Genomic DNA, 20108 nt, shown 5'->3' on the forward strand with positions numbered 1-20108 from the left:
CCACAGTTATGTGCCATGCCTGAATTATCAGACCGGCACACAAACCTGTGGGAGCGGGCTTGCCCGCGAAGGCATCGGATCAGGCAACAATTGCATCAAGCCGAAAGCATTTGCCGCAACGCCACACAATCCGCCGCATGCCAATCCGTCAGCTCAGGCCACGGATTATCCGGCAGGTTAACCAACACTGTCCGCGCACCCGCCGCCCGACCGCAATCCAGATCAAACCGGTAATCACCGACCATCACCATCTCGCTCGCAGGCACGTTCCAGGCCTTGGCCAATTTCAGCAGACCACCGGGATGCGGTTTCGGCGGCGCTTCATCACGGCCCAGCACATCTTCCACCGCAAAGCAGTCGGCCAGGCCGATCGCCTCCAGCGTCACATGCGCCAGCTCCCGGGCATTGCGCGTGAGAATGCCCAGGCGATAACCGCGTCCAGCCAATTCCCGCACCAGCTCCACCGCGCCGGGCGCCGGTTTCGAACCCAGCGCCAGATCCCGTTCATGCCCCAGCAGCCACGCGTGTTTGGCGGCGGCTTCATCGGCCGGCAACGCCGCGAGGTGAGTCAGGATGTCGTCTTCGGCCGGGATCGCCAGCGCCACGCGAATGGCTGCGAAGTCATGCACAGCCACCGTCAGGGTGCCGTCCATGTCGAACACCCAGTGCCGCACCTCGGCCAGGCTCATGCCCAATCCTTGCGATGACGGATCAGCCCTTCCTGAGTGACCGAGGCCACCAGTTGGCCGGCACGATTGAACACGCTACCACGGGTGAACCCGCGCGAATTGCCGGCCCACGGGCTGTCCATCGCGTACAGCAACCAGTCATCGGCGCGCAGGTCCGCATGGAACCACAGCGCGTGATCGAGGCTGGCGACCTGCATGTCTTTCTGCCAGACCGATTTGCCGTGGGGTTGCATCGAGGTGGTCAGCAGACCGAAGTCCGAGGCGTAGGCCAGCAGGTATTTGTGCAGCGCCGGGGTGTCGGCCAAGGCACCGTCGGCGCGAAACCAGACGTACTTCACCGGATCGGACGGTTGCGGGTTGTAGGGGTCTTTTTCGGTGATCGGTCGGAACTCGATCGGTTTGGGGCACAGCAGCTTTTCGCGCATGTGCTCGGGAATCAGGTGCGCACGCTGCTGAGCCAGTTCAAGCTCCGATGGCAGGTTTTCCGGACCTACCACAATCGGCATCTCGGCCTGGTGCTCGAAGCCTTTTTCGTCGTACTGGAAGGAGGCGCTGCAGGTGAAGATCGGGTTGCCCTTCTGGATCGCCGTCACTCGACGCGTGCTGAAACTGCCGCCATCACGCACCCGATCAACCTGGTAGACCACGGGCAAAGCGGAATCGCCGGGACGCAGGAAATAACCGTGCATCGAATGCACATGGCGCGTTTCTTCGACCGTCTGACTGGCGGCCGACAGAGACTGACCGATTACCTGACCACCAAACAATTGACGAAAACCCAAGTCCTGGCTGCGGCCACGAAACAGGTTTTCTTCGATCGGTTCCAGGGTCAGCAAGTCGACCAGATCATCCAACACTTGGCTCATTCAGACTCTCCTCACACAACGCAATGCCGCGCAGTCTTGGCTGCGGCGGTCAATTCAGATTCTGGCCCGGGCCACTTGGGAGCCATTGTAAACGTCCGCGCCCGCTTATCCATGCAAGGTTTGCAGCCATCGTTCGCGGGTAATGCGGTAGAGCACATGGTGACGCAGGGGATGATCGGCCGCGAGCCGGGGGTGTTCGAAATCATCGGCTGAATCATGATGCATGCCGATGGCCTGCATGACCTTTTCCGAAGGCAGGTTGTCTTTGGCGGTAAAGGACACGACCTCGTCCAGTGCCAGACGGTCAAACCCGCAGCGCAGAGCCGTCCATGCCGCTTCACTGGCATACCCCAGGCCCCAATGCTCGCGTGCCAGGCGCCAGCCGATTTCGGTCGCCGGGGTGAAGGGCGCGTCGAAGCCAACCACGCCGAGGCCGGTAAAACCTATAAAGGCGCCGGTGTCTTTACGCTCCAATGCCCAAAGGCCGAAACCATGCTCGGCAAAATGCCCGCGAATCCGTCCGATCAGCGAAGCACTTTCCATACGACTCAACGGCGCCGGAAAATAGCGCATCACCTGTGGATCGGCGCACATCGCCGCAAACTCAGGCAAATCTTCATCGCGCCACTGTCGCAACAGCAGCCGCGCGCTCTCGAGTTCCTGTATCGGCTCCATCATGTCCTCCCCTTTCCATGCCGCAAGTCTACATCGCTGGTAGGATCGTTCCTTCATTCCTGCCTGTCGTACTGAATAAAAGCCCGCCATGTCCCTGCCGCTGATTTACCACGAAGACTACAGCCCCGAATTCCCGGCGGACCACCGCTTCCCCATGGACAAGTTTCGCCTGCTGCGCGATCACCTGGTGGACAGCGGCCTGACCCGGGACGCCGATCTGCTGCGACCGCAACTCTGCCCAGCGGAAATTCTCGCCCTGGCCCATGACGCTGCGTATATCGAACGCTACATGAGCGGTGAGTTGTCCCGCGAGGACCAACGGCGACTCGGCCTGCCCTGGAGCGAAGCGCTGGCCCGGCGTACGGTGCGAGCAGTGGGCGGTTCACTGCTGGCGGCCGAGCAGGCACTGGAACATGGCCTGGCCTGTCACTTGGCCGGCGGCACGCATCACGCGCATTACGATTACCCGGCCGGCTTCTGCATCTTCAATGACTTGGCGGTGATCAGCCATTACCTGCTGGAAAGTGGCCGAGTGAACCGGGTGCTGATCTTCGATTGCGACGTGCACCAGGGCGACGGGACTGCACGGATTCTGCACAACACGCCGGACGCGATAACGGTTTCCCTGCACTGCGAAAAGAATTTTCCTGCACGCAAAGCCGAAAGCGACTGGGACATCCCGTTGCCCAAGGGCATGGGCGATGGCGATTACCTGAAGGTGGTGGACGATGCGCTCAACTATCTGCTGCCGCTCTACCAACCCGATCTGGTGTTGTATGACGCGGGCGTCGATGTGCATAAGGACGACGCGCTCGGTTACCTGAAGCTGACCGACGAAGGCGTGGCCGCCCGCGATGAAAGCGTGATGCGCCATTGCCTGGGGCGCGATATTCCAGTGGTCGGGGTGATCGGCGGCGGCTACAGCAAGGACCGCCAGGCACTGGCGCGCCGTCACGGAATCCTGCATCACAGCGCGCAACGGGTCTGGACGTCATCAGGCTGTCATTGAGCTGTGGGCGCTTTACCCACAATGCCTGTGGAACTGCCTGTGGATAACCTGAGTGAAAGGGTCTGCAGGCCTCGTTGCACTTAGCCTACAACTCGGTGGTTGTTTTTTAACCACCTTCAAAAACACCAACATTCCCCTGTAGGAGTGAGCCTGCTCGCGATGAGGCCTTCACATCCAACATCAATGTCGACTGATCTGACGCCATCGCGAGCAAGCTCGCTCCTACAGGTAACTGTGCTGATAGAATGCGCGGCTTATTCCGCCATACCGCAGCGCTTCCCATGACCCAATCTTCCGCCGCTCACTCCCCTCGCGTCGCCATCATCGGCGGCGGCCCCGCCGGTTTGATGGCGGCCGAAGTGTTGAGCCTGGCCGGAATCCGCGTCGACTTGTACGACGGCATGCCTTCGGTGGGACGAAAATTCCTCCTGGCCGGTGTTGGCGGCATGAACATCACCCACTCCGAAGCCTACCCGGCCTTCCTCTCGCGCTACGCCGAACGTGCGCCACAGATTGCGCCGCTGCTGCGATCCTTCGGCGCCGACGCGCTGTGCCAATGGATTCATGACCTGGGCATCGAAACCTTTGTCGGCAGCTCCGGCCGCGTGTTTCCAACCGACATGAAAGCCGCGCCGCTGTTGCGCGCCTGGCTTAAACGCCTGCGCGATGCGGGCGTGGTTATCCACACCCGTCACCGTTGGCTTGGCTGGCATGACAGCGGTGGATTGCGCATTGACAGTCCCGAGGGCGAAAAAATCATCCAGCCGGACGCCATGTTGCTGGCCCTCGGTGGCGGCAGTTGGTCGCGCCTCGGTTCGGACGGCGCGTGGATGCTGCCGCTGGAACAACGCGGCGTAGGACTGATGCCTCTGCAACCGAGCAATTGCGGTTTCGAGGTGCAGGCCTGGAGCGAACTGATGGTCAGTAAATTCGCCGGAGCACCGCTGAAAAACATCGCCATCGGCCTCAATGACGACGTGCCACGACTCGGCGAATGTGTAATCACGGCAACGGGGATTGAAGGCAGTTTGATCTACGCCCTGTCAGCACCGATCCGCGAAGCGATCAACCTGCACGGTTTGGCGACAATCCATCTCGACCTGTTGCCGGGCCGACCTGTGGATAAAGTTCAGGCAGCACTGAGCAAACCCCGTGGCTCACGCTCCATGTCAAAACACCTGCACAGTCAGCTTGGAATTGATGGCGTGAAAGCGGCGCTGTTGCGAGAGCTGACGCCGGCCGACTGCTTCACCGATCCGGCACTGCTGGCCAAAGCAATCAAGTCGTTACCACTGACCCTGGTAAAAACCCGCCCACTGGACGAGGCCATCAGCAGCGCGGGTGGCGTGATGTTCGAGGCGATGGATGAACGCTTGATGCTCAAGCAACTGCCCGGCGTGTTCTGCGCAGGGGAAATGCTCGATTGGGAAGCGCCGACGGGCGGCTATCTGCTGACCGCGTGTTTCGCCAGTGGGCGCGCGGCGGGGTTGGGGATGATCGAATGGTTGAAACACCGAACCTGATCGACTGATCGTTCCCACGCTCTGCGTGGGAATGCCTCTTCGGACGCTCTGCGTTCGGCTTTGAAGGGACGCAGAGCGTCCCGGGCTGCATTCCCACGCAGAGCGTGGGAATGATCCTTAAGCGATCAAGGCTTCTTCTTACGCGGCCCAGTGTTGAACACCGGCACTTTGCGCACTGGCTTGATCGAAGGTTCCGGCGCCGAAGCATCGCCACTCTCGACCCACTTGCCCAGATTGCGTTTACCGCCACTGGACGTCTTTGGCTTCTTCGGTTTTTTCGGCTTCTTGACTACCTGGCCGCTGGCATCGGTGTCCGGTACCCGGTGCTCAGGTTCGAAGTCGTGCTCCATCTGCCGAGGTAGCGTCTGACGGGTCAACGTCTCGATGGCCGACAGCAGATTCACTTCATCGGCGCAGACCAGCGAAATGGCCTGCCCGGTTGCACCCGCACGGCCGGTGCGACCGATGCGGTGGATGTAATCTTCAGCCACGATCGGCAGGTCGAAGTTGACCACCAACGGCAAATCTTCGATATCCAGACCACGGGCGGCAACGTCGGTAGCCACCAGAATCTGCACTTCACTGGCCTTGAAACGGTCCAGCGCGCGTTGGCGGGTTGCCTGCGGTTTGTCGCCGTGGATGCCGTCGGCGTTGATGCCCAGGCCCTGAAGTTTTTCCACCAGCGCATCCACACCGTTGCGGGTCTTGGCGAACACCAGCACCTGCTTCCACTTGCCCTTGCGCATCAAGTGGACGAACAGCTCCGGTTTGCGCTTCTTGTCCACCGTCACCACCCACTGCTTGACGGTATTGGCCGCCACGTTGCGTGGGCTGACTTCAATGCTCAGCGGGTCGTTGAGCATTTGTCCGGCCAGGGTGCGGATCGCGTCGGAGAAGGTTGCCGAGAACAACAGCGTCTGGCGTTTCTTCGGCAGCGCCTTGTAAATATTCCCCAGCTCCTCGGAGAAGCCCAGATCGAGCATGCGATCCGCCTCGTCCAGCACCAGGGTTTGCAGCTGGTTGAACTTCAGCGCGTTCTGACGGAACAGGTCGAGCAAGCGCCCCGGGGTCGCCACCAGCAGATCGACGCCTTTGCGCAGCTTCATCATTTGCGGGTTGATGCTGACGCCGCCGTACACCGCGTAAGTGCTCAGCGGCAGGTTCTCGGCGTATTGACGCACGGCTTCGTGAACCTGTTCGGCCAGCTCGCGGGTTGGCACGAGGATCAACGCGCGTACCGAGTTGGCAGTGACTTTCGGCCCTTCCATGGCCAGCAATTGCAGCAGCGGCAACGCGAAACCGGCGGTCTTGCCGGTGCCGGTCTGGGCGGCGGCCATCAGGTCGCGACCGGCCAGCACCGCCGGAATGGCTTGCGCCTGAACCGGCGTCGGGGTCTGGTAGCCGAGCGTCTCGAGAGAGCGCAGCAAGGGTTCGATCAGGCCAAGAGAGGCGAAAGTCATGGGAGTACCGTAGGAAAATTCAGCGCGGGCATGCAATGGCGCGCAGTTTACCCTAAATCACGCGGGATTCTGTCGGCACCGCTACGGCCGGCTGAACAGGCGCCCTGCGCCACTGCGGCAATCCGATCAACACCACGGCACTGATGATCACCATCATCGCCAGCCCTTCCTCGATGCCGATGGTCTCGCCGACAAACACGATCCCCAGCAACACCGCGACCGCAGGGTTGACGTAGGCATAACTGGTGGCGGCCGCCGGGCGCACATTTTTCAACAGGTACATATAAGCGTTGAAGGCGATGATCGAACCGAAGAAAGTCAGGTAGGCCAGGGCCGCCCATCCTTCTATTGGCGGCATGGCTTGCAGATGCTCACCACTCAGCGCACTGCCGATCAACAACGCTACGCCGCCGACCAGCATTTCCACGGCACTGGCCATCGCGCCCTGGGGCAACGGCAAGTGTTTGCTCCAGACCGAACCGAACGCCCAGGAAGCCGCCGCGAACACCAGCAACAGCGCACCCAGCGGGCTCGATTGCAGGTTCGAACCCAAATTGAGCATGGCGATGCCGATCAATCCCAGCACAATCCCGGCCCATTCAAGACGGGTATTGCGCGCGCCCCAGAAATAGCCGCAGAGCAAGGTAAACAGCGGCACCGTCGCCACCGCCAAAGCCGCCACGCCCGACGCGACGCCCATGTGCTCCGCCACACTGACCCCGCCGTTGCCGCAAGCAAGCAACAAGATCCCGATAATCCCGGCAGCCTTCCACTGCGCCCAGGTCGGTGCGGGCGCCCCGCGCCAGCGCAGGAACGCATACATCAATGTCCCGGCAAGCACAAAGCGGATACCGGCGAGCAGCAACGGCGGCCAATATTCGACACCAATGCGAATCACCAGATAAGTCGAGCCCCAAATCACGTACAACGCGAAAAAGGCAGCGATCAGCGGTAAGGGAAAACGACGTAAGCCAGGCATGGGCAGCTCGATGACAAGACAATGTGAATAGCTATTCTAGAAAGGCCAACGGCGAAAAATAAGTTACAAAACCTGTTTATAGCGTCGGTACACTTTTCAAAACACGGAGATCAGCGCTATAAACCGTGTTTTCGAAAGTCAGGCATTTTCAGGAATACGACCATGGACAAATACGACCGCATGCTGCTCGGCGCCCTGCTGGAAAACGGTCGTGCGTCCTACGCCGACCTGGCGCGCAAAGTGAATCTCTCCGCCCCGGCCGTGGCCGAGCGCGTGGCCAAGCTCGAAGCCAGCGGGGTGATTACTGGATACCAGGCAAAAGTCGACATGGCCAAGCTGGGATTGCCGATTCAGTGCGTAATCGAACTGCGCCTGAACCAGCACGGCAACCAAAAGGCCTACGACGACCTGATCAAAATCCCGCAATTGACCGAATGCCACCGTGTGACCGGTGATCCGTGCGTGATCATGCAAGCGGCGGTAGGTTCGATGCCGGAGTTGGAGGAGTTGATTAACCGGATCGCCAAATTCGGCTTCAGCAAGACGTCGATTGTGCTGTCGAGCGCCATCGAAAAGCGCGTGCCGCTGGGGCAGCTGGAAGGGAACGGAAAGCTCTGATACGCCACATCCGATCGTTCCCACGCTCTGCGTGGGAATGCCTCAATGGACGCTCTGCGTCCGCTCTTGGGACGCGGAGCGTCCCGGGCTGCATTCCCACGCAGAGCGTGGGAACGATCACTAAAACCCGCGATGGCGCTTGAGATGCTCGTTGATCTTCGCCGCGGCGGTGCGACGATTCGACTTGCCCGCGAAGCGATCCGTTAAACGCCGCTGTAACTTGCAGACAACAAACCCGGCATATCCCGCAGGCGAACCCAAGGCTCTTTCCGCCAATGCAGCAGCCGCAGAGTTCCGCCCGCCCATTCCATCGCCCGCATATATGGCGCTTGATTCGAAATGGTCCCCGCTTCCTCCCGCAACATCGGCACCACGTCGTGTGTCAGCCAACGCCGTAAATGGCGGTTTTCAGGGCAATAGTGATACACCAGCATCGCGTATACGCCTGATTCACTCAGCATCAAGGTCTCCTGGGAGTCATCGCTTCCAGACAATCTCATCACTTGCCGCTGATCCGCATCTAGCTTGAGCGCTTGTCTGCCGTTGATATCCACACCCATCAACCGGCCGATATCGCGGGCGCAGAACCAAGGCTCTGCGTGAAGTAGAAGTGCTCGGAGTTGGATGTGATGACGGATAAATGTTTTGGGACTGAAGTGAGCTTCGTATCCAGGTGATTGCGCAGAGTCTTCAGGCGGATTGGGGGTAACTTTGATCATGGCGAAAATCCTATCGACGTTGGTGCTGCCAGCATCACTTGCAGGATGATGGGTGGCAGCTGTGTACGGGCCTGCAAGACCGAGTCGATAGGCAACCCCGGCAGACCCGAAGGTCTCCCGCACACAGCCACCATAAATCGGTGGTCGCCAGATAAAGCGACGCGATTATAGGTGCGGCTGTAGGTGACTATCAAACTATCGGCGGGCTTGCAGTCCCGGTCGCTGAATTGTCAGCGACAGTCAAAAGGTTATCGATGCCACCGATGAGGGGCAAGACAGACATTCCCTAAAATTCGGTAGGACCGATCATCGAATCGGAGGCGTTGTTAAACACGAATCAAACGGCGCAGGAGATCCAATGTGGGAGCGGGCTTGCTCGCGAAAGCGGAGTGTCAGTCAACATCAATACTGAATGATGAATCGCTTTCGCGAGCAAGCCCGCTCCCACAGGGGATTTGTGGTGTGTCAGTCAGAACCCGCGATGGCGCTTGAGATGCTCGTTGATTTTAGCCGCCGGCACTTTCTGCAAACTGACCAGCAGATCATGGGACAACTCGCGCAAGCCATGTTTTTGCCGTAGCTCTTGCGCCAGGTGCGCGGTCAGGTTGGCGGCCATCTCGGCATCGGCCATGGCCCGGTGAGCCTTGCCGGTGTCGGGCAGGCTGGCGAAGGTGGTGAGGGTGCCGAGTTTGTGGTTTGGTGCGCCGGGCATCAGGCGTCGTGCGAGCAGCAGCGAGCAGGCAAAGTTCTGCAAGCGGGTGCGTTTGATCCGGCCCAGCTCGAAGTCCCAGAACTTCTGGTCGAATGCCGCGTTGTGCGCCAGCAGTGGCGTGATGCCAACGAACTCGTTGACCTCGTTCATCACCTGCTCGGCCGACGGCGCGGTGCGCAGCATGGCGTTGCTGATGCCGGTGAGTTGTTCGATGAAGCCCGGCACGCGCACGCCAGCGTTCATCAGGCTTTGGTAACGGTCGACGATGCGCCCCTGTTCAAGGATCACCACGGCAATTTCCGTGGCCCGGCAACTACTGCTCGGGGAGATCCCGGTGGTTTCAAAGTCGATGACTGCTATGCGTTCCAAACCTGTTTCAGCTCCGTAAAAATCAATTCTTGAGCAGCAACGCGCCTTCGATCGGCACGTAGCGGCTGGCGGCGCGGATCAGCGAGTTGGCGGTCAGGCCCGGTACGCCATAGGCCACCGCTTGCACGCCGTGCTTGTTGATGATGCGCTCCAGCAGCATGTCGAAATCGCCGTCGCCGGAAGCCAGCACCACTTCGTCGACGTGATCGGCCGCGTCCATGATGTCGAGGGTGATGCCCACGTCCCAGTCGCCCTTGGCCGAACCGTCGCTGCGCTGGATGTAGGGTTTGAGTTTCACGATGAAACCGAGGTTGCGCAGGATCTGCTGGAATTGCTGTTGTTTGCTGTCGCCACGATCGATGGCGTAGGCATACGCTTCGACGATCTCGCCCTGTTTGCTGATATCAGCCCACAAAGCGGCGTAGTTGAAGTGGCAACCATAGGCCTGGCGCACGGTGTAATAGAGGTTCTGAACATCGGCGAACACTGCGATTTTTTTCACCGGTCATCCTCATTTGCGCGCCAAAGCGCGGGCAGGATCAGGCGCAAGGCCCGAAAAGTTGCCCAGTATGCCAGCCTGAAGGATTGTTCCGGGAATAATCGGCCCGAAGCGCCGTAGCGCTCCGGACGAATGGCACATCAGACGAAGGAATCGTCGTCGTTGTCAAAGAACGATGAGCTGTCATCGCTGTAGTCGGCGTCGCTGAAGCCGCCCTGGTCGTTGCCGTTGTCGGCCACGCGCTGGTCGTCGCCCCAGCCGCTGTCACCGCTTTTATCGGCGACCTGGGCCGGTTCTTCCTTGATGATTTCAACCACTTCCGGCTGCTGGTTGTGGTGAAACAGGCTGCTGATGCCTTCTGCCAGCATGACACCACCGGCCACACCGGCCGCGGTTTTCAAGGCGCCGCCGAGGAAACCGCTGCCAATCGGTTGTTGCGGTTGTGCGTAGTTCTGCTGCGGCGGTGCGGCACCGAAGTTTTGCTGTGGCGGCTGCGAATTGAATGACGGCCGCGCGGGCTCACGCCATCCACCGGTGGAAGGCGGCGCACTCTGCGTTGGTGCGGGTTGCGGCTCGCGGGAGCTTCCACCAAAGATGCTCGATAAAAAGCCACCACTGGCAGGCGCCGGTGCAGGTGCCTGCGCCTTGGCCGCTTGCAGTTCGGCCTGCAATTGCTGCACTTGCTGGGTCAACTGCTTGTTCTGTTCGTTGAGGCTTTTGATGGCTGCCTCTTGAACCAGAATCGCCTGGGTCATGAAATAGCCTGCCGCGGGCTGGCGAGTCAGGTGATCCTTGATCCGCGCCTCAGCCTGGGCGTCGCGCGGGGCTGAGTCCGTTTCGGCCTGTTGCAGCCGGGAAAACAGTCCATCGATCAGGGTTTGTTCTTCGCTGTTCATGGCGACCTCGTAGATTGCCGGAGAAATCGTTGCTCTTTTCCAAAGAGGATAAGGTGCTCAACCTTAATGGAGGCTGAAACAAGTTGTTTCAATAGCCTTTACAGAACGTTTACGTTTGCTTGCGACAGCGCATCATCGGTTAAAGTGGGCCACTGCTTTCAACTGCGATACCGACTGATGAATCCGTTCGACGTACTGCGTGACTCTTTATATTTCTTCAAGCGCAATCTGGGCCAGATTGTGCAGCTGTGCCTGCCGCTGGTGATCATCGAGGCATTGCTGCAGCAAGTGGTCGACCACTCCAGCCAGCCGGACGGCTTCCCGGGTATGAGCGTGCTGGTCGGCCTGCTGGTGTATCCGCTGTACACCGCCGCGTTGATCCTGTTTCTCGATGCCCGCAGTCGTGGCGAATCGCCGACCACCCGCGAGCTGCTGTCGAGGTCGGCTTACCTGTGGCCGCGCTTCGCTCTGCTCACGGGCCTCAATACCTTGCTGATCCTGGTGGGGCTGTCGCTGTATTTCCTGCCGGGTATCTGGCTGATGGTGACGCTGGCCTTCGGCGAATACCTGCTGGTGCTCAGAGGCCTGTCCCCGCTGGCCGCAATGAAAGAAAGCCTGCGCCTGACCCGCGGCCATTTCATGCGGATCCTGGTGTGCATATTGTGTGTAATGGGCCCGTTGTGGGTGCTCAAGGGCGCAACCCTGGCGGTCTATCCCGACCCACAGAATCCGGTGATTTCACTGCTGATCGACAGCGCTCACAGCTTCCTGCAATTGTTCACCAGCGTGGTGCTGTTTCGCCTGTTCATGCTCATCAGTGATGTGCCCGAGAAAATTGACGGACCGCGCTGACCGTGGGCTTAAACCCGACTGTCGGTTATGCTCGGGGCCATCTTTTGTAACGCTATAAGCCGAGCCATGACCCGTCTACTGCGCTACACCCTGCTGGGCCTGTTGATCGTGACCGGCCTGATTGCCCTGCTGATCTACAGCCTGACCTGGCGCCCCGAGGCCAGGGAAGTGTTGCCGGTGAGCTGCAACGCTCAGGCACCGACGCTGGTGCCCGGTCAGGCACTGAAAGTGATGACCTGGAACGTCCAGTACCTGGCGGGTAAACGCTATGTTTTCTGGAATGACCTGGCCGCCGGCAACGACGAAAAACCTACTCTCGAAGACATGGCGTTCAGCCTTGATGAAGTAGCACGGGTGATTCGCGACGAGCAACCCGATGTCGTCCTGTTGCAGGAACTGGATGACGACGCCAAGGCCAGCGATTACCAGAACCAGTTCAAGTTGCTCCAGGAACGCCTCGCCGACCTCTATCCGTGCAGCGCCCGCGCCTTCGACTGGAAAGCCGATTTCGTGCCTGAACCGCACATCTTCGGCAGCGTCGGCCGGCAACTCGCCACCCTCAGCCGCTTCCAGATCGAACACGCCGAACGCCTGCAATTGCCGGTCGCGCCGGCCAACTTCATCAGTCGTCAGTTCAAACCGAAAAACGCCTTGCTGGTGGCTTATATGCCGTTGAGTGACGGCGGGCAGATGGCACTGCTCAATACCCATCTGGACCGCGTCGTCCAGCCCGACGACACCTTGCAAGCGCAAGTGACCGCCGTGGCCAAGGTGCTCGACAAGTACGAAAGCCGCGGCACGCCGTGGCTGATCGGTGGTGATTTCAACCTGTTGCCGCTGGGCCAGTATCTACGTCTGCCCGATGACCAACGCACGCCCTACTCCGCCGACAGTGCCTTGCATGTGCTGTGGGACAAATACCCGATGATCCCGACCAACAACGAAGCCAGCGGTGTCGACCGGGCGCACTGGCTGACCCATTACCCGAATGATCCGGGCTTGAACGGCCCGGACCGGACGGTCGACTACCTGTTCTACAGTCCGCGGATCAAACGGGTCGAAGCGATGGTGAGGCAGGACGATACGTTGCGCATCTCCGATCACTTGCCGGTGATTGCGCGGTTCCTGTTGCCGCCGGCCCCGTAGAACCGGATCAATGCACCTCCTCCAAATCGTCATGCAGCAGCCCGAAAATCCTGCGTTTCATGTCGATGAACGAGCGCTCCATGACCATGTCCAGCGTCCGTGGGCGCTCGATCGGCACGTCCAGAATCTGCTTGATCCGCCCAGGCCTGGCGCCCATCACGTAGACCCGATCGCCCAGCAGAATCGCTTCGTCGATGTCGTGGGTCACGAACAGTACGGTCTTCTTGCTGTTGCCCCAGACCCGTAGCAGCAGCTGTTGCATTTGCAGACGCGTCTGGCTGTCGAGCGCACCGAACGGTTCATCCATCAACAGGATTTGCGGGTCATTGGCCAGCGCTCGGGCGATCGCCACTCGCTGCATCATGCCGCCGGACAATTGCTTGGCGTAGTTGTCGGCGAATCCCGTCAGGCCCACTTCATTGACGTAATAGTCGACGATTTCCTTGCGCTGGGCCGCTGCCATGCCGCGCCGCTTGAGACCGAACTCGACGTTCTGGCGCACGGTCAGCCACGGGAACAGCGTGTAGCTCTGGAACACCATGCCGCGATCCGCACCCGGACCTTGCACCTGCTGGCCCCCGACGTAGATCTCGCCTTCGGTCGGCTCATTCAGGCCCGCCGTGAGGTACAGCAAACTTGACTTACCGCAGCCCGAGGGCCCGACCAGAACGGCGAACTGTTGATCCGGCACTTCAAACGACACCTGCTCCAGCGCGGTAAACATGCCGCCGTCAGGTTTCTGATAACGCAGGCTGACCTTGTCCACTTGCAGTCGTGGCGCCGCCTGCACCGGGGCGGCCGTCGGCGTGACGAAACGTGGGTTTACGGCGCTTACTGAGCCCATGCGGCGATCCTCAGACGAAGGAAACGGAACAGTTGATCGGTGACCAGGCCCAGCAGGCCGATGATCGCGATAGCCAGGAAAATCACATCCACTTGAAAGCCGCGCATGGCTTTAAGGCTCAGATAGCCCAGACCGCTGGAGGCTGCGACCAGCTCGGCGACCACCAGGTACGTCCAGGCCCAGCCCATGGTCACGCGCAAGGTGTCGAGCACACCCGGCAACGATGCCGGGGCAATCACATGCAGCACCGCATCGCGACGATTCGAACCCAGGGTGTAAGACGCGTTGATCAAGTCCTTGGAGATGCCCTTGGACACGTCCGCGATCATCACCAGTTGCTGGAAGAACACGCCGAAAATAATCACCGAGACCCGCTGCTCCAGACCGATACCGATCCACAGGATGAACAGTGGCACGAACGAGGTCACCGGCAGGTAGCGGATGAAATTGACCATCGGTTCGAGGAACGCCTGGACGATCCGAAAGCTGCCCATCAACAGTCCCAGCGGCACCGCCACCAGGGATGAGACGATGAAACCGACCATCACCACTTCGACGCTGGCCCACACGTGCTGGCCGAGCGTGCCATCGCGGCTCAGGCGCACGGCCGCCTCCACCACCGCGCCCGGTGTCGGCAGGAACATGCCCGGCACCACGCCGCCGTAAGACAACCCGGCCCACAGACCGATCAACAACACCCAGGCCAGACCGCTCGCGCTCCAGATCACCTGCACCGGCAGGCCGGTCTTGGGCGTGATGCAGCGGCTCAGCCATGAATTGCGCTTGAACATGCGAACCTCCTACAGCGGGCTGACGAAACGGTTGTCGATCAGGTCGTCATTGCTGACGTTGTAGGGTTTGCCCTGCAATTCACTGGCGGTTTCGTTGGCCAGTTTGATCAGCGGTTCGCTATCGCCCGGTTTGCCTGGCGAGCCCAGGAGTTTCTCGCTCATGGCCTGATCGTAGAAGCGCACGCCTTGCGCGGCGGCTTCCAGCTCCTTCGGATCGGCGAGGTAACCGCCAACGCCTTTGGCCATGATTTTGTAGGCTTCCTGTGGATGTTCCTGGGTGTATTTCACCGCTTTGTAGAGACCGGCAACCAGCGCCTTGACGTCTTCCGGCTGCTTTTCGATGACCGTACAGTTGAGTGCGACCACGTCGACAATCACACCCGGCGTGCTGCTGCTATCGATCAGCACCTTGCCTTGCTGTTTGCTGCGCACCATCGACAGGTGCGGCTCCCACGTCACAGCGGCGGGTACGCGACCGGCGATGAACGCGGTGGCGGCATCGTCTGCCGTCATGTTCTGCACGGTAATGTCACTCATGCTCATGCCGTGCTTTTTCAGCAGGTACGACAGCCAGAACTGCGAGGTCGACCCTTCGTTCACCGCGACGGCTTTGCCTTTGAGTTCCTGCAGACTCTTGACGTCCTTGCCCACCAGAACACCGTCGCCACCATGGCTGTCATCCAGTGCCGCTACCGCCTTGAAGCAGAACTGCGGACGGTATTTGAGCACCTCGTCGATGGTCGACGCCGAGCCCGACAACTCACCCGAGGCTTGGGCGGCCATGTACATCGACGCCTCTTCGACGACGGGCAATTCGACGGTCAATCCGTTTTCCTTGAAGTAGCCCAGGTCCTGAGCCAGGTAGAGCGTGCCGTAGCCGACCCACGTGGTATGGCCGATGGACAGGGTGCCGGCCTGGGCGCTGGTGGCGACCGTCGCGGCGATGGCGGTGACCGCCAGTGGATGAGCGAAACGGGTAAACAAGGACTTGATCATGGAGCACTCCCAAAGCTGTTGATTTAGTTTTGTCATGGGCAGTACGGCCAGTAGCCTTGGGTGAGCTGTCACTGGTGGTCTCTGATGGACCTTCGAGTGGGCAGCGTTCGGCTGACTGGCGAAGTCGATGTTGGACCAAGGCCGGGAATAGGAAAATCAGGAAATATGTCGTTGGGAATGATGAAAAAACTGGGTAGTGCGCACTGCAAATGAGCACTGTTTGCGGGGGTGCACGGGGTGGGTGCAAAACAGACAGGAAGGAAGTTATTTGCGCAAATGATCGTTCCCACGCTCTGCGTGGGAATGCCTCCAGTGACGCTCTGCGTCACATCACAGGGACGCGGAGCGTCCCGGGCTGCATTCCCACGCGGGAGCGTGGGAACGATCAGTGGATATTAGAGACGGCCGTATTCCTGAGCCGTTCGATCAACCGCTTTCAGGGTTTTGCCGACCAGTTCATCAACCTCTTCACGACTGGCAATCAACGCTGGCGCCATGATCATCCGCCCCAGGGTCGAGCGAATGATCACGCCTTCCTCAAAGCCGATCGTGCGGCAGCGCCAGGCAATATCATTCTCGTTGGCAAAGCGCTTGCGACTGCTCTTGTCCTCGGCCAACTGCAACGCCGCGACCATGCCGACACCCTGGATATCGCCCACCAACGGGTGATTGCCGAACACCTCGCGCAAACACTGTTGCAGGTACGGCCCGATGTCATCCTTGACCCGCGTGACCACGCCTTCATCGCGCAAGGCCTTGAGGTTGGCGATAGCAACGGCCGCTGCCACCGGGTGCCCGGAGTAGGTCAAGCCGTGGGCAAATACACCGCCCTGCTCCACCAGCACCTGCGCCATTTTCTTCGACAGAATCAGCCCGCCCATGGGGATGTAGCCGGAGGTCAAACCCTTGGCAATCGACAGCGTGTCCGGTTCAAAACCGAAGTACTCGTGGGCGAACCATTCGCCGGTGCGACCGAAGCCACCGATCACTTCGTCGGCGCACAACAGCACGTCGTACTTGCGGCAGATGCGCTGGATTTCCGGCCAGTAACTCTCCGGAGGAAAGATCATCCCGCCCGCGCCCTGGAACGGTTCGGCGATAAACCCGGCGACCTTGTCCGCGCCCAGTTCGAGAATCTTCGCTTCCAGTTGCTGCGCCGCCCGCAGGCCGAATTCGGCCGGGGTCTGGTTGCCCTCGTGAGCGAAGAAGTACGGCTCGTCGATGTGTTCAATGTCGGGCAGCATGCCGCCCATTTCGTGCATGAACTTCATGCCCCCGAGCGCCGTCGCCGCCAGGGTCGAGCCGTGGTAGCCGTTCCAGCGTCCGATCATGACTTTCTTCTCGGGCTTGCCGAGAATCGTCCAGTAACGGCGTACCGTGCGGATCAGCACCTCGTTGGCTTCAGAGCCGGAGTTGGTGTAGATCGCGTGGCTGTAGTGCCCCGGCAACAGGCTGAACAGCAGCTCCGAGAGCTCGATGACCTGCGGGTGGGTGGTGTGGAAAAACATGTTGTAGTACGGCAATTGCTCAAGCTGCCTGGTCGCAGCGGCAGCCAGATCCTTGCGCCCATAACCGAGGTTGGTGCACCACAGCCCGGACATGCCGTCGAGGTAACGCCGCCCATCGTTGTCCCACAGATGCAGGCGCTCACCCCGGACCATCACCCGTGGCCCTTCGTCGTTGAGCGCTTTTTGATCGACGAATGCGTGGATGTGGTGCGCAGCGTCGGCGGCCTGGTAGTCGCGGGTTTCACGTGGTGTGGTCATCGCCAGTTCTCCGTTTTTGTTTTTAGCAACTGTTATGAGCGCAGCTGAAACCAGGTGGTCTTCAACTGGGTGTATTTATCGAATGAGTGCAGCGACAGGTCGCGGCCAAAACCGGACTGCTTGCCGCCGCCGAACGGCACGGTCACGTCCAGCGCATCGACGCTGTTGACCGACACGGTGCCCGCGCGCAATTGCCGCGCCACGCGGTGGGCGCGATTGAGGTCGTCGGTCCACAGCGAGGCCGCCAGACCGTAAACGCTGTCGTTGGCCAGTTGCAAGGCGTGTGCCTCGTCCTCGAACGCCGTGACGGCCAGCACCGGGCCGAACACTTCATCGCGAAACAGCGGCATGTCCGGGGTTACGTTGGTGAAAATCGTCGGTTCGATGAAGTTGTCGGAGCCGTTGAAAATCGACTGCCGGCCACCGCACACCCTGGTCGCGCCCTGGCGTTCGGTTTGCTGGATAAACTTCATGATGCGCGCGGTCTGGCGGCTATCGACAATCGCCCCGGCGCTGCTCGACGGGTCCAGCGGATCACCCGGCTGCCAGCGTTGTGCCTGTGCCTTGAGGCGCTCGACAAACTCATCATGAATCGAACGTTGCACCAGCAACCGCGAATTGGCCGAGCAGACTTCACCCTGATTGAAGAAGATCCCGAACGCGGCTTTCTCGGCGGCAAGGTCCAGGTCCTGGCAATCGGCGAACACCAGATTGGCGCTCTTGCCGCCGCACTCCAGCCACACCTGTTTGAGGTTCGACTGCGCGGAATACTGCATGAAATATTTGCCGACTTCAGTGGAGCCGGTGAACACCAGGCAATCGACATCCGGGTGCAAACCGAGGGCCTTGCCGGTCTGCTCGCCGAGGCCCGGCAACACGTTCAGCACACCCGCTGGCAGGCCCGCTTCCAGCGCCAGCTCAGCCAGACGCAAGGCGGAAAACGGTGATTGCTCGGCGGGCTTGAGGATCACCGAATTGCCCGCCGCCAGCGCTGGCGCGAGCTTCCACGCCGCCATGTCGAGGGGGAAATTCCATGGCACCACGGCAGCGACCACGCCCAGCGCTTCACGCGTGATGGTCGCCAGCACGTTCTGCGCGCTCGGGGCGATCTGGTCGTAGAGTTTGTCTAGGCTTTCGGCGTACCAGCGAAACACCCCGGCCGCACCCGGCACATCAATGTTGTAGGCATCCATCACCGGTTTGCCCATGTTCAGCGAATCGAGCAGTGCCAGTTCTTCACGGTGAGTCATGATCAGATCAGCCAGACGCAGCAGCACTTGCTTGCGCTCAGCCGGCGAGCGCGCCGACCAGGTGCCAGCCTCGAACACCTGCCGCGCATTGCGTACCGCCATGTCCACGTCTTCTTCACCGCACGCGGTGACGTTGGCCAGGCACTGGCCGGTGGCGGGATTGATCGCCGCGAAGGTCTGCCCCGACAACGCCGAACGGGGTTTGCCGTCGATCACAGCCAGGTCGGGAAACCGCAGTGCAGCGGCCTTGTTTTGCCAGTATGCAAGCTCGAACACGTTCAGATGCTCCATGGGCTTTTCTTGTGAATTGGATGGTCGCTCAGGCCCCTGTCCAGGAAAAATAGTAAAAATGTCTTCGCAGACCATGAAAAAACTGGGCAGCCAATCTCCCCCGTCGCGTGCGATGTGGTTATTGTTCAGGCACAACAACACCGTCGAACGAACGGACGCGGGCGGCTCGCAATTTGCTTGGATGTCGAGATCATCCACCCCGAGGTTTGCCGTGGCTGCCTACAACCTGCGTCAACTGAAATACTTCATCACCACCGTCGAGTGCGGCAGCGTCGCCGAGGCATCGCGCAAGCTGTACATCGCGCAACCGGCCATCTCCACGGCGATCAAAGGCCTGGAAGACAGCTTCGGCGTGCAACTGCTGATCCGCCATCACGCTCAAGGCGTCTCCCTGACTCCCAGCGGCGCACGTTTCTACCGCAAGGCCCAGGAACTGCTGCGCATGGCCAAGGAGTTCGAACAGAACGCCCTGGCCGACAACGATGTGGTGTCCGGGCAAATCGATATCGGCTGTTTCGAAACGGTCGCGCCGCTGTACCTGCCGCAATTGATTGCCGGGTTCTCGGCGTTATATCCGGGGGTGAAAATCCGCATCCGTGACGGCGAGCAGCAAGAGCTGGTGCAAGGCCTGACCTCCGGCACCTTCGACCTGGCAATCCTGTATGAGCATGACCTCGACGCCACCATCCAGACCGAACCCCTGATGCCAGCGCAGCGACCGTACGCGTTGCTGCCGGCGGACCATCGCTTCGCCCAGCTCAAGCAAGTGTCGTTGCGTGACCTGTGCCTGGAACCAATGATTCTGCTGGACGTGCAACCGAGCCGGACCTACTTCGTCAGCCTGTTCGAGGAATTGGGCCTGTCGCCCAACATTGCCTTCAGCTCGCCGTCGATTGAAATGGTCCGGGGCATGGTCGGGCAAGGTTTCGGCTTTTCGATCCTGGTCACCCGGCCGCATTCGGAATGCACCTATGACGGCCAGAAAGTGGTGTGCGTGGACATCGTCGAAGACGTCACCGGCTCGGGGCTGGTAGCGGCGTGGCTCAAGCGCGGGCAACTGACCAAGCCGGCGCAGTTGTTTGCCGACTATTGTCGGGAGCAGCTCACCGCGAAGGCTGAAGCCAGGCTTTGATCGTTCCCACGCTCCGCGTGGGAATG

The 20108-nt window shown here is 60.3% G+C and carries 20 protein-coding genes; 6 read left to right on the forward strand and 14 right to left on the reverse strand.

Going from position 1 to position 20108, the window contains the following annotated elements:
• Positions 1 to 95: 95 nt before the first annotated feature.
• The 3 genes from HNR03_RS23015 to HNR03_RS23025 all read right to left on the reverse strand — a co-directional run bounded on the left by HNR03_RS23015 (position 96) and on the right by HNR03_RS23025 (position 2230).
• Positions 96 to 689 carry an HAD family hydrolase gene (locus HNR03_RS23015; protein WP_259156034.1) on the reverse strand — a complete coding sequence of 198 codons (594 nt, stop codon included), beginning with the start codon at positions 687 to 689 and terminating at the stop codon, positions 96 to 98.
• A complete protein-coding gene (tesB, locus tag HNR03_RS23020; RefSeq protein WP_259156035.1) occupies positions 686 to 1555 on the reverse strand; it encodes an acyl-CoA thioesterase II in 870 nt (289 codons plus the stop codon). The genes HNR03_RS23015 and tesB overlap by 4 nt, the downstream gene beginning before the upstream one ends.
• A 105-nt stretch (positions 1556 to 1660) precedes the next feature.
• A complete protein-coding gene (locus HNR03_RS23025; protein ID WP_259156210.1) occupies positions 1661 to 2230 on the reverse strand; it encodes a GNAT family N-acetyltransferase in 570 nt (189 codons plus the stop codon).
• Positions 2231 to 2318: 88 nt separating this feature from the next.
• Between HNR03_RS23025 and HNR03_RS23030 the strand changes: the two genes are divergently transcribed.
• A complete protein-coding gene (locus HNR03_RS23030) occupies positions 2319 to 3239 on the forward strand; it encodes a histone deacetylase (protein WP_259156036.1) in 921 nt (306 codons plus the stop codon).
• 281 nt (positions 3240 to 3520) lie between these two features.
• On the forward strand, positions 3521 to 4762 hold the full coding sequence (locus HNR03_RS23035) for a TIGR03862 family flavoprotein (RefSeq protein ID WP_259156037.1): 1242 nt from the start codon (positions 3521 to 3523) through the stop codon (positions 4760 to 4762).
• Positions 4763 to 4887: 125 nt separating this feature from the next.
• Here HNR03_RS23035 and HNR03_RS23040 read toward each other — a convergent pair whose 3' ends face one another.
• Together HNR03_RS23040 and yedA are read right to left on the reverse strand one after the other, a co-directional pair.
• Entirely contained in the window at positions 4888 to 6222 is a 1335-nt protein-coding gene (locus HNR03_RS23040) for a DEAD/DEAH box helicase (RefSeq protein WP_259156038.1), read from the reverse strand.
• Between the two features lie 52 nt (positions 6223 to 6274).
• Positions 6275 to 7201: a drug/metabolite exporter YedA gene (gene yedA / locus HNR03_RS23045; protein ID WP_259156040.1), complete on the reverse strand. Its 927-nt coding sequence runs from the start codon at positions 7199 to 7201 to the stop codon at positions 6275 to 6277.
• A 162-nt stretch (positions 7202 to 7363) separates the two neighbouring features.
• On the opposite strand from yedA, the gene HNR03_RS23050 reads away from it, so the two are divergent.
• Positions 7364 to 7819 carry an Lrp/AsnC family transcriptional regulator gene (locus tag HNR03_RS23050; protein ID WP_222588574.1) on the forward strand — a complete coding sequence of 152 codons (456 nt, stop codon included), beginning with the start codon at positions 7364 to 7366 and terminating at the stop codon, positions 7817 to 7819.
• A gap of 203 nt (positions 7820 to 8022) precedes the next feature.
• Here HNR03_RS23050 and HNR03_RS23055 read toward each other — a convergent pair whose 3' ends face one another.
• The 4 genes from HNR03_RS23055 to HNR03_RS23070 form a co-directional block, all read right to left on the reverse strand.
• Entirely contained in the window at positions 8023 to 8538 is a 516-nt protein-coding gene (locus HNR03_RS23055) for a Bro-N domain-containing protein (protein ID WP_259156045.1), read from the reverse strand.
• Positions 8539 to 9007: 469 nt separating this feature from the next.
• Positions 9008 to 9619, reverse strand: a complete 612-nt coding sequence (locus tag HNR03_RS23060) for a PolC-type DNA polymerase III (protein WP_222588575.1) — start codon at positions 9617 to 9619, stop codon at positions 9008 to 9010.
• 22 nt (positions 9620 to 9641) lie between these two features.
• On the reverse strand, positions 9642 to 10121 hold the full coding sequence (locus HNR03_RS23065; protein WP_090179562.1) for an NYN domain-containing protein: 480 nt from the start codon (positions 10119 to 10121) through the stop codon (positions 9642 to 9644).
• Positions 10122 to 10258: 137 nt separating this feature from the next.
• Positions 10259 to 11014 (reverse strand): DUF2076 domain-containing protein, encoded by a 756-nt coding sequence (locus HNR03_RS23070; protein WP_259156055.1) that lies wholly within the window; start codon positions 11012 to 11014, stop codon positions 10259 to 10261.
• 177 nt (positions 11015 to 11191) lie between these two features.
• On the opposite strand from HNR03_RS23070, the gene HNR03_RS23075 reads away from it, so the two are divergent.
• Together HNR03_RS23075 and HNR03_RS23080 are read left to right on the forward strand one after the other, a co-directional pair.
• Positions 11192 to 11866 carry a YciC family protein gene (locus HNR03_RS23075; protein WP_222588577.1) on the forward strand — a complete coding sequence of 225 codons (675 nt, stop codon included), beginning with the start codon at positions 11192 to 11194 and terminating at the stop codon, positions 11864 to 11866.
• A gap of 66 nt (positions 11867 to 11932) precedes the next feature.
• Positions 11933 to 13012: an endonuclease/exonuclease/phosphatase family protein gene (locus HNR03_RS23080; protein WP_259156065.1), complete on the forward strand. Its 1080-nt coding sequence runs from the start codon at positions 11933 to 11935 to the stop codon at positions 13010 to 13012.
• Between the two features lie 7 nt (positions 13013 to 13019).
• Here the strand turns inward: HNR03_RS23080 and HNR03_RS23085 are convergent, their stop codons facing one another.
• The 5 genes from HNR03_RS23085 to HNR03_RS23105 all read right to left on the reverse strand — a co-directional run bounded on the left by HNR03_RS23085 (position 13020) and on the right by HNR03_RS23105 (position 18935).
• On the reverse strand, positions 13020 to 13856 hold the full coding sequence (locus HNR03_RS23085) for an ABC transporter ATP-binding protein (RefSeq protein ID WP_090179550.1): 837 nt from the start codon (positions 13854 to 13856) through the stop codon (positions 13020 to 13022).
• Positions 13844 to 14647, reverse strand: a complete 804-nt coding sequence (locus HNR03_RS23090; protein ID WP_208671336.1) for an ABC transporter permease — start codon at positions 14645 to 14647, stop codon at positions 13844 to 13846. Before HNR03_RS23090 ends, HNR03_RS23085 begins: the two co-directional genes overlap by 13 nt.
• 9 nt (positions 14648 to 14656) lie before the next feature.
• A complete protein-coding gene (locus tag HNR03_RS23095) occupies positions 14657 to 15643 on the reverse strand; it encodes an ABC transporter substrate-binding protein (protein ID WP_259156068.1) in 987 nt (328 codons plus the stop codon).
• A gap of 395 nt (positions 15644 to 16038) precedes the next feature.
• Positions 16039 to 17409: an aspartate aminotransferase family protein gene (locus tag HNR03_RS23100; RefSeq protein WP_259156070.1), complete on the reverse strand. Its 1371-nt coding sequence runs from the start codon at positions 17407 to 17409 to the stop codon at positions 16039 to 16041.
• A gap of 32 nt (positions 17410 to 17441) precedes the next feature.
• Entirely contained in the window at positions 17442 to 18935 is a 1494-nt protein-coding gene (locus HNR03_RS23105; protein WP_259156211.1) for an aldehyde dehydrogenase, read from the reverse strand.
• 226 nt (positions 18936 to 19161) lie between these two features.
• On the opposite strand from HNR03_RS23105, the gene HNR03_RS23110 reads away from it, so the two are divergent.
• Positions 19162 to 20082 (forward strand): LysR substrate-binding domain-containing protein, encoded by a 921-nt coding sequence (locus tag HNR03_RS23110; RefSeq protein ID WP_222590296.1) that lies wholly within the window; start codon positions 19162 to 19164, stop codon positions 20080 to 20082.
• Positions 20083 to 20108: the final 26 nt, after the last annotated feature.

This window comes from Pseudomonas sp. JAI111, assembly GCF_024809425.1.
Lineage (GTDB): Bacteria > Pseudomonadota > Gammaproteobacteria > Pseudomonadales > Pseudomonadaceae > Aquipseudomonas.

What these genes read in the sequence shown, in the direction of transcription:
- HNR03_RS23015 (WP_259156034.1), bottom strand. Translation starts at nt 689, where the DNA reads ATGAGCCTGGCCGAGGTGCGGCACTGGGTGTTCGACATGGACGGCACC.
- tesB (WP_259156035.1), bottom strand. Translation starts at nt 1,555, where the DNA reads ATGAGCCAAGTGTTGGATGATCTGGTCGACTTGCTGACCCTGGAACCG.
- HNR03_RS23025 (WP_259156210.1), bottom strand. Translation starts at nt 2,230, where the DNA reads ATGGAGCCGATACAGGAACTCGAGAGCGCGCGGCTGCTGTTGCGACAG.
- HNR03_RS23030 (WP_259156036.1), top strand. Translation starts at nt 2,319, where the DNA reads ATGTCCCTGCCGCTGATTTACCACGAAGACTACAGCCCCGAATTCCCG.
- HNR03_RS23035 (WP_259156037.1), top strand. Translation starts at nt 3,521, where the DNA reads ATGACCCAATCTTCCGCCGCTCACTCCCCTCGCGTCGCCATCATCGGC.
- HNR03_RS23040 (WP_259156038.1), bottom strand. Translation starts at nt 6,222, where the DNA reads ATGACTTTCGCCTCTCTTGGCCTGATCGAACCCTTGCTGCGCTCTCTC.
- yedA (WP_259156040.1), bottom strand. Translation starts at nt 7,201, where the DNA reads ATGCCTGGCTTACGTCGTTTTCCCTTACCGCTGATCGCTGCCTTTTTC.
- HNR03_RS23050 (WP_222588574.1), top strand. Translation starts at nt 7,364, where the DNA reads ATGGACAAATACGACCGCATGCTGCTCGGCGCCCTGCTGGAAAACGGT.
- HNR03_RS23055 (WP_259156045.1), bottom strand. Translation starts at nt 8,538, where the DNA reads ATGATCAAAGTTACCCCCAATCCGCCTGAAGACTCTGCGCAATCACCT.
- HNR03_RS23070 (WP_259156055.1), bottom strand. Translation starts at nt 11,014, where the DNA reads ATGAACAGCGAAGAACAAACCCTGATCGATGGACTGTTTTCCCGGCTG.
- HNR03_RS23075 (WP_222588577.1), top strand. Translation starts at nt 11,192, where the DNA reads ATGAATCCGTTCGACGTACTGCGTGACTCTTTATATTTCTTCAAGCGC.
- HNR03_RS23080 (WP_259156065.1), top strand. Translation starts at nt 11,933, where the DNA reads ATGACCCGTCTACTGCGCTACACCCTGCTGGGCCTGTTGATCGTGACC.
- HNR03_RS23085 (WP_090179550.1), bottom strand. Translation starts at nt 13,856, where the DNA reads ATGGGCTCAGTAAGCGCCGTAAACCCACGTTTCGTCACGCCGACGGCC.
- HNR03_RS23090 (WP_208671336.1), bottom strand. Translation starts at nt 14,647, where the DNA reads ATGTTCAAGCGCAATTCATGGCTGAGCCGCTGCATCACGCCCAAGACC.
- HNR03_RS23095 (WP_259156068.1), bottom strand. Translation starts at nt 15,643, where the DNA reads ATGATCAAGTCCTTGTTTACCCGTTTCGCTCATCCACTGGCGGTCACC.
- HNR03_RS23100 (WP_259156070.1), bottom strand. Translation starts at nt 17,409, where the DNA reads ATGACCACACCACGTGAAACCCGCGACTACCAGGCCGCCGACGCTGCG.